The organism is Pseudomonadota bacterium (genome assembly GCA_026388215.1).
Lineage (GTDB): Bacteria > Desulfobacterota > Syntrophorhabdia > Syntrophorhabdales > Syntrophorhabdaceae > JAPLKF01.
The window spans coordinates 1-7,073 of sequence record JAPLKF010000152.1 but is presented as its reverse complement, the minus strand read 5'-3'; the positions used below and the strand labels follow the sequence as shown (position 1 = coordinate 7,073).

5 protein-coding genes and 2 pseudogenes are annotated in these 7,073 nt (G+C 45.8%); 5 read left to right on the top strand and 2 right to left on the bottom strand.

Features of this window, described 5'->3' with window-relative positions; translation table 11 throughout:
• The 5 genes and pseudogenes from NTU69_08870 to NTU69_08850 form a co-directional block, all read left to right on the top strand.
• Positions 1 to 1,165 (top strand): TRAP transporter large permease subunit (locus NTU69_08870; protein ID MCX5803620.1); only part of this gene is annotated, 1,165 nt, incomplete at its 5' end.
• A gap of 122 nt (positions 1,166 to 1,287) precedes the next feature.
• The gene (dctP, locus tag NTU69_08865; protein MCX5803619.1) at positions 1,288 to 2,289 is read left to right on the top strand and encodes a TRAP transporter substrate-binding protein DctP; all 1,002 of its coding nucleotides are present in this window, start codon (positions 1,288 to 1,290) and stop codon (positions 2,287 to 2,289) included.
• Positions 2,290 to 2,293: 4 nt separating this feature from the next.
• On the top strand, positions 2,294 to 3,577 hold the full coding sequence (gene larA, locus NTU69_08860; protein ID MCX5803618.1) for a nickel-dependent lactate racemase: 1,284 nt from the start codon (positions 2,294 to 2,296) through the stop codon (positions 3,575 to 3,577).
• A 47-nt stretch (positions 3,578 to 3,624) separates the two neighbouring features.
• Positions 3,625 to 3,789 carry a hypothetical protein gene (locus tag NTU69_08855; protein MCX5803617.1) on the top strand — a complete coding sequence of 55 codons (165 nt, stop codon included), beginning with the start codon at positions 3,625 to 3,627 and terminating at the stop codon, positions 3,787 to 3,789.
• A 330-nt stretch (positions 3,790 to 4,119) separates the two neighbouring features.
• A pseudogene (locus NTU69_08850) lies at positions 4,120 to 5,541 on the top strand (TIGR00366 family protein).
• 187 nt (positions 5,542 to 5,728) lie between these two features.
• Here NTU69_08850 and NTU69_08845 read toward each other — a convergent pair.
• A complete protein-coding gene (locus NTU69_08845) occupies positions 5,729 to 6,475 on the bottom strand; it encodes an alpha/beta hydrolase (protein ID MCX5803616.1) in 747 nt (248 codons plus the stop codon).
• 196 nt (positions 6,476 to 6,671) lie between these two features.
• Positions 6,672 to 7,073, bottom strand: a pseudogene (locus NTU69_08840) (transposase).

Genomic DNA, 7,073 nt, shown 5'->3' with positions numbered 1-7,073 from the left:
GGTTTTTACTTCCATTACAACCTTTACCCTGCTTCCTGTGCCCTTTTTCATCCTTATGGGAGAACTGATATTCCATACAGGCCTTGGCCTCGACGCGGTAAATGTGCTCGACAAATGGCTTGGCAAACTCCGGGGCAGGCTCTCTATCCTGGCTATTATTATGGGTGTTATAATCGGCGCTTTGAGTGGCTCCACTATTGCAACATGTGCCCTACTTGGCACCATCCTGCTTCCTGACATGCTGAAAAGGGGCTACAGCAAAAACATGAGTCTCGGTCCACTCATGGGAGTAGGTACAGTTGATGCGCTTATTCCTCCAAATGCACTTACCGTGGTACTCGCAAGCCTTGCAAACATCGATGTAGGGCAGCTTCTTATTGCCGGCATACTGCCAGGCATTATTATGTCCGCCCTCTATTTTCTCTACGTCGTGGTATGGTGTCACATCTTTCCGGGCGAAGCGCCTATGTATGACGTGCCCCATATCCCCTTGAAAGAAAAGGTGCGGGTCACCGTACAATACCTGTTACCCCTCGGCTTCATCATCTTCATGGTTATAGGCCTCATCTTTCTGGGTGTGGCAACCCCTACGGAAGCGGCAGCCACAGGGACGTTGGGCTCCTTTATTCTGGCGTTTATTTACAGGCGTTTGACCTGGGAAATAATGAAGAAGTCGGTCATGGGTACTGTGAAAGTCACAGCAATGATATTCATGATCATCATTGTCTCAAGCACGTACGGCGAAATATTGGCCTTCACCGGGGCCGCTGCGGGCATGACGGGCTTTATTACCAGCCTCAGCATTCACCCGATAATAATACTCATCGGCATGCTGATCGTCGTCCTTATTATGGGTTGCTTCATGGAAACGGTTGCCATCATGATGATCACCATACCCATATACATGCCCGTCATCAATGCCTTCGGGTTTAATCCTATCTGGTACGGCGTGCTCATGCTTATTGCTCTCGAGACAGGCTTGATTACCCCTCCTTTTGGTGTTACCCTCTTTGTGATGAAAGGTGTAGCCCCTTCTGATGTAACTATGTCTGATATCTGGAAGGCAGTGACTCCCTATGTAATCATAGATATACTGTGCATTGCCCTTGTGTTGGCAATGCCATTTATAGCAACTTTTGTACCGGCTTTTATGGGAATGAAGTAGAACCGGAGTGGGATATATAATAGTATGTAGTAAAGAGCATGAACAGCGTAGAGCGTTTAGCAATAAATAGTATATAACAAAAAAGGCTATGCGCTGTCTGCAATAAAAAAAGGAGGTCTGCAATGAAAAAGAGATTAGCGTTTATATTTTTTGCAGTTTTATTCACGTTCCTAATTTTAAGTATTTTGAGCGGGCCGGTTAAGGCTGAAACCTTTACACTGAAGGCGGTAGCGGGGTGGCCAAAGACAGCCAGTGAATACAAGGCCTTTACAATGTTTACGGACATAGTTGACCAGATGGTTGCCAAAAAGTATCCCGGTGAATTGAAGATACAGTTCATTGGAGGACCAGAGGCAGTCAAATCGCCTGATCAGGTCCAGGCCTTGCAACGCGGTATGGTTGATATGGTATTTACCACCAACGCCTACTACGTATCGGTCTTACCTGAAGTGGATGCCCTCAAACTGTCTAATTTTACACCTGCTGAAGAAAGAACAAACGGTGCCTGGGCTTATATAAACGACATCCACGAAAAAAAGATCGGGGTCCATTACCTGGCAAGACTTGGCCTCGGCACAAAATTCCACCTCTACCTTAAAAAACCCATAAAGAGTGCTGACCTCAAGGGACTTAACATTCGTGTCTCCCCCATGTATCTTCAGGTTATAAAAGGGCTCGGCGGGAACCCTGTTGTGATACCACCCACGGAAGTTTATGTAGCCCTCGAAAGGAACGTTGTCGATGGTTACTGCTGGCCGGCGGTTGGGATTCGTGATTGGGGCTGGCAAAAGCAGACACAATATGTTGTAGACCCAGGCTTTTACAATGTTCCAAATCCGCTTCTCGTAAACTTGAAGGTATGGAATAAGCTGCCTAAAAAACTGAGAGACCTGCTCACAGAAGCAGCCAAAGAAGCTGAGAAAAAGGTAGTTGCTGCTTTTAACGAGATGGCAGAAAAGGAACGCCCCCTGCTCATCAAGGAAGGTATCCAGGTTATTGACCTGCCTCCGGCAGAAAAGGAAAGGTTCCTTAAAGTGGCTTACGACGAGGGCTGGAAAGATATCATTCAGAAAAACCCCAAGGCAGGCCCTGAACTGAAAAAACTACTTACAAAAGGGAGATAACAAAATGAACTATTACATTAATTACGAAGGGAGCAAAATATATTTTTCCCTTCCATCAGAATGGAATGTAATCTCTAATCAGGACATATCCTCTGGCAGCGGCGTCAGTGATGTGCAACAGGAAGTTGGACGGGCGCTCAATAACCCGATAGGGACGCCACCACTCGAAGAGCTCGCAAGACCGGGCATGGATGTGACGCTCCTCTTTGATGACTTACAGCGTCCAACGCCTGCCCATCTTGCCATCCCATCTATTCTGGACAGACTCAATAAGGCTGGCATTCCGGACGAACGAATAAACGCTGTCTGTGCTTTAGGCACCCACCCTATCCCTACACTGGAGCAGATGGAAGGAAAAATTGGAAAGGAAACCTCCCGGCGTTTGCAGGGTCGAATCTCATCCCACGATCCCCACTCTCCCGAAAATGTTGTCATCGGAAGAACACACAGAGGAACGCTTGTTGAGGTAAACAAACTTGTTGCTTTTGCCGATTTGATTATCGGTATTGGTGAATGTATGCCGCATCCAAACAATGGATTTGGTGGTGGATGTAAAATCGTTATGCCAGGGGTTTCGTCATACCGGGCAGTTGCCGACCATCATTTTACATGGATGCGCCACCGTTATGCGAAGGTCAACCTCCTTGATGGGAATCCGTTCTACGAGGAGATTGTTGATGCAGGCCGCTTAAGCAGGCTCGCATTTAAGCTCGACTTTATCATGAACGAAAAGAAAGAGGTAATCCGTGCATTTGCTGGAGATCCCGTAGAGGAACATCGAGAAGCATCAAAGTATGCTGCCTCCCTCTATCTTGTAACTCTGCCGAAACGTCCTGATGTGACAATCACCTCGGCTTCTCCCCTTGAGATCGGCGTTCAGGCAACGAAGGCGCTTCTCATGGCAAGTTATTGCATGAGGGCAGGCGGTACAATTATATGGGTGGCATCTCAAAAACAGGCAGGCCCTATCCTGCCTTTGATAAATGAAATGGCAACCCCGGAGAGCGCAAACGAGTACCACAGAAAGCTGACAAAGGGGGATATCCCGGGCCATCTTAAATCTTTCGGAATATCCTATATCATGCAGATTGTTTTCTATAAAGAGTTGGCTGAAAAATTCAACGTTATTCATGTCACCGAAGGATTGTCCAGAGAGCAGGTAGAGATGATGAATTTTACCTATGCAGGAAGTCTTGATGAAGCCATCAACCAGACATTTAAGGTAATGCCGAAGGCAGACGTGGCAATTTTCCCATCTGGAGGCAACATCATACCCGGCGTGCAGTAAGCCATAATGTTGGTTTTTTGTTCTATGAAAGAGAGAGGAGGTCGTGTATGGAAAAAGGTAATCTGTCAGATTGTGCAAACTGCACCCTGACACCACAGCAAAAGATTTGCATGAATCCGGAAGGAAAAGGGGCGAAAGGATGTCCCACCCTGGGGAAAAAGAAGCTTGCCAATCAGGCGCGGAGGGGGTGGCCCAGAGAGCAGAGGGCATAGCGCAAAATTCCGTGAGTAGGAAGTGGTGATTGGATCCTTGAACCCCAGCTATATTGAATTTTCGCTTGACAACTTATTGAATTGGCAGGAAAATGAAGAAGGGGGAGGTTGTGAAAATCAATAAAAAATTTATATTGCAGGAGCTGGCCCCCATTATTTTTTCTTAAAAAGAAAGTAAGGAGGTGAGATAACGCACAAAAGTAGGGTGTAAAAACAATGCTCTATTTAATTAGGAGGTGATACCATCTTAACCCTCCAATTATTTTCCAATCCATAGGTGGAGGGGGTTGCTCTACACAATCCTTATAAATTTTAAAAGGAGGGAAGAAAATGAATCAGAAAAAGATAGAAGAAACTCGAGGGGTGTTTGAATTTCTCAAAGATTGGGGTGATGTGCTTACCCGTTGGTCAGAACGTTGGATTCCCGATGCTTTGGTCATCGTCATTATATTGAGCATTGTTACCTATATCTTAGCCCTCATCTGGGGATTTAAACCTGAAGTAGGTTTAGGTACCAGAGCTTTTGAATCGGTCAAGGCATGGGGAAATGGATTTTGGGTCTTACTCGAATTTGCTATGCAGATGTGTCTGATCATGATGACCGGCTATATCCTGGCCTGCTCCGGCCCTGTTCGAAGATTGATGAATGGAATTGCAGGGTGGTCCGATCCTGAAAAACCATGGCAGGCCATTCTCATTATGTCCCTCTTTTCGATGCTCATCGCCTGGCTCAACTGGGGATTAAGTCTGATTGCAAGTGCCATGCTGGCCCTCTTCATTGTGAGAAGAAATCCAAAGGTCGATTACCGCTTACTGGTTGCGGCTGCCTATCTCGGCCTCGGTTGTACCTGGCATGCCGGGCTATCAGGATCAGCCCCACTGCTCGTGGCAACGCCAGATAACTTTTTGATCAAAGCAAAATTATTGGATACAGTCATCCCTGTATCCAATACGATCTTCCATCCCTATAACTTAATCCTCACTATCATCATTGTCATCACAGTCACCATCCTGATGGCCTTGATGCATCCCAGACCTGGAAAGGCCTTCGTCGTGACGCCCGCCATGATGGATCAACTTAAACTTTACGAAACCCCTCCAAAGCCGAAAAAATTCGAAAGCCCTTCGGACTGGATGAACTGGTAGCCTGGGTTCAACATCATCACCTTCATCGGTATTTTGGTTTGGTTGATTTGGCACTTCTCTACGAAAGGTGTGCAACTGACTCTCAATGTTGTCAATTTTGCGATGCTGGGTCTAGGCATTCTTTTCCACTGGAGGCCATGGTCTTTCTTAAAGGCTACCGAAGATGCTGGAAAGGCAGTCTGGGGAATCGTCCTTCAATTCCCCTTCTATGCAGGCATTTTCGGCCTCTTTAAATTCACAGCGCTCTCGGTTGCCTTCACAAAGGCCTTCATAGCCATCTCAAATCCACAGACCTTCCCGCTCTTCATGTACTGGTATGGAGGACTTCTAAACTACCTCATCCCATCTGGAGGTGGAGAATGGGCAGTCGTAGCGCCCTACATCGTTCCTGCTGCCAAGGAATTAGGCATTGGGATGGGAACAACGGTCGTTACCTTTGCCTGGTCTGATATGATGACGGATATGATCCAGCCCTTCTGGGCCATTGCCATGCTGGCTGTGGCCAAATTGAACTTCAGAGATATCATGGGTTACCTGCTCATGGTCTTCTTCCTTTACTTCATTATCACGTCTATCGGCTTCCTATTCTTTATCCCCAACTGGTAATAAAAAGGGCCTGTCTCTAGAATGGAGACAGGCCCTATTGTCTTTGGGAACGAAGACTTTAGTTAGATTTTTTTTGCAATGGAAGGGGTCCCAGGGGCCAAGGACCCGAGGGTTCAAGAATTATAGAGAAAAAGGTTTTTCTTGAACCCTTGACCTCTTGAATCCATGAACCCTCAAGCCATCGGCTTTAGCCATGTGTATCTAATTGGCCTCTGACGAACTCCTCGATCGCCCTGTTTACTTTCTCTAACTTTTCCATCATTACCATATGGCCTGCATCCTCTATGAGGACAAGTCTTGAACCTTTTATTTCCTTGTTGAGATAATAGGAATATTTTGGCGGTGTCAGGGAGTCGTCTGTCCCGCATATAATGAGTGCGGGAACCTGTAAAGAGCTTACAAAATCCATAATATTGAAATGGTCGCAGGCATTAAAATCTTTATAGATGACTTCAGCCCTGCATTTAATCGTCTCATCAAAATCGTCACTCTTCAAAGTTGAAGAAGCCTTTTTTGAGAAGGCGAGGGTAACTATGTTCCGTACCGTGTTTTCCTTGTCTTTGGTAATACCTTCAAGAATTTGAGGGAGCACCCTGAGTTTTGCGCCCGTCCCTATAAGGACGACTCCCTTGATAGCATCGGGATAAGAAAGCGCTAAGGACATGGTGATGGCACCACCCAGTGAGTGGCCGGCAACATAACATCTTCCCGTATTGAGCCTCCTGATTACCCCGTATACCGCCTCTTTGTATTCTTCTACAGAATCACAGCCATCGCCAGGAGACTTTCCATGCCCCGGTAAGTCGACAAGTATTACCTCCATCGATGATTTCAAATAGTCCCTCTGATTGTACCACATACGTGTATTCCAGCCAGAACCATGAATAAATATAATTTTTTCTCCCTGTCCATATCTTTCTACATGTATGTTCATACAGCCCCCCATCATTCATTATTCTTTAACAAGGCAGATGGGAAATTATATCATGACAGGACTACATTTTTAACAACAATACTCCCCTTCTTGCAATTTTCAGTTGTACTACAACAGAGAAGCGAACGGACCTATGGGGTCAGGTCTTGAATTATAAGTTTTAATCTGTTATAATATACTCAGGCACCCCTGTGATACCTATGGTAGATAGATAACTGCTCCACTTCCAATCTTCAGGTTTCTCTCTCATGTGTGCCCTTACAGGATTCAGGACAATATATCTGCAAAGTTCAAGGAGATAACTGTCTCTCTCAATGAGGATGGCTTTATATCTCCCCTGTAACAGATGTCCTGTCTTCTTATGTCTCCAATTGTATTTCTGGGTATAGATTCCATTCAATTGTCGCATGCCTTTCGACAGGTTTGCTTCAGGGGTTTCTATAATGAGATGGTAGTGGTTGTCCATGAAACAGTACGCATGACATAGCCAGTGAAATCGTGTGATGACAAAGCCTATTATCTCAAGAAAGTCTTTTCTATCGTTATCATCCTCAAATATCTTGTTTCCCGCATTGCCTCTTGATGTGATGTGGTAGAG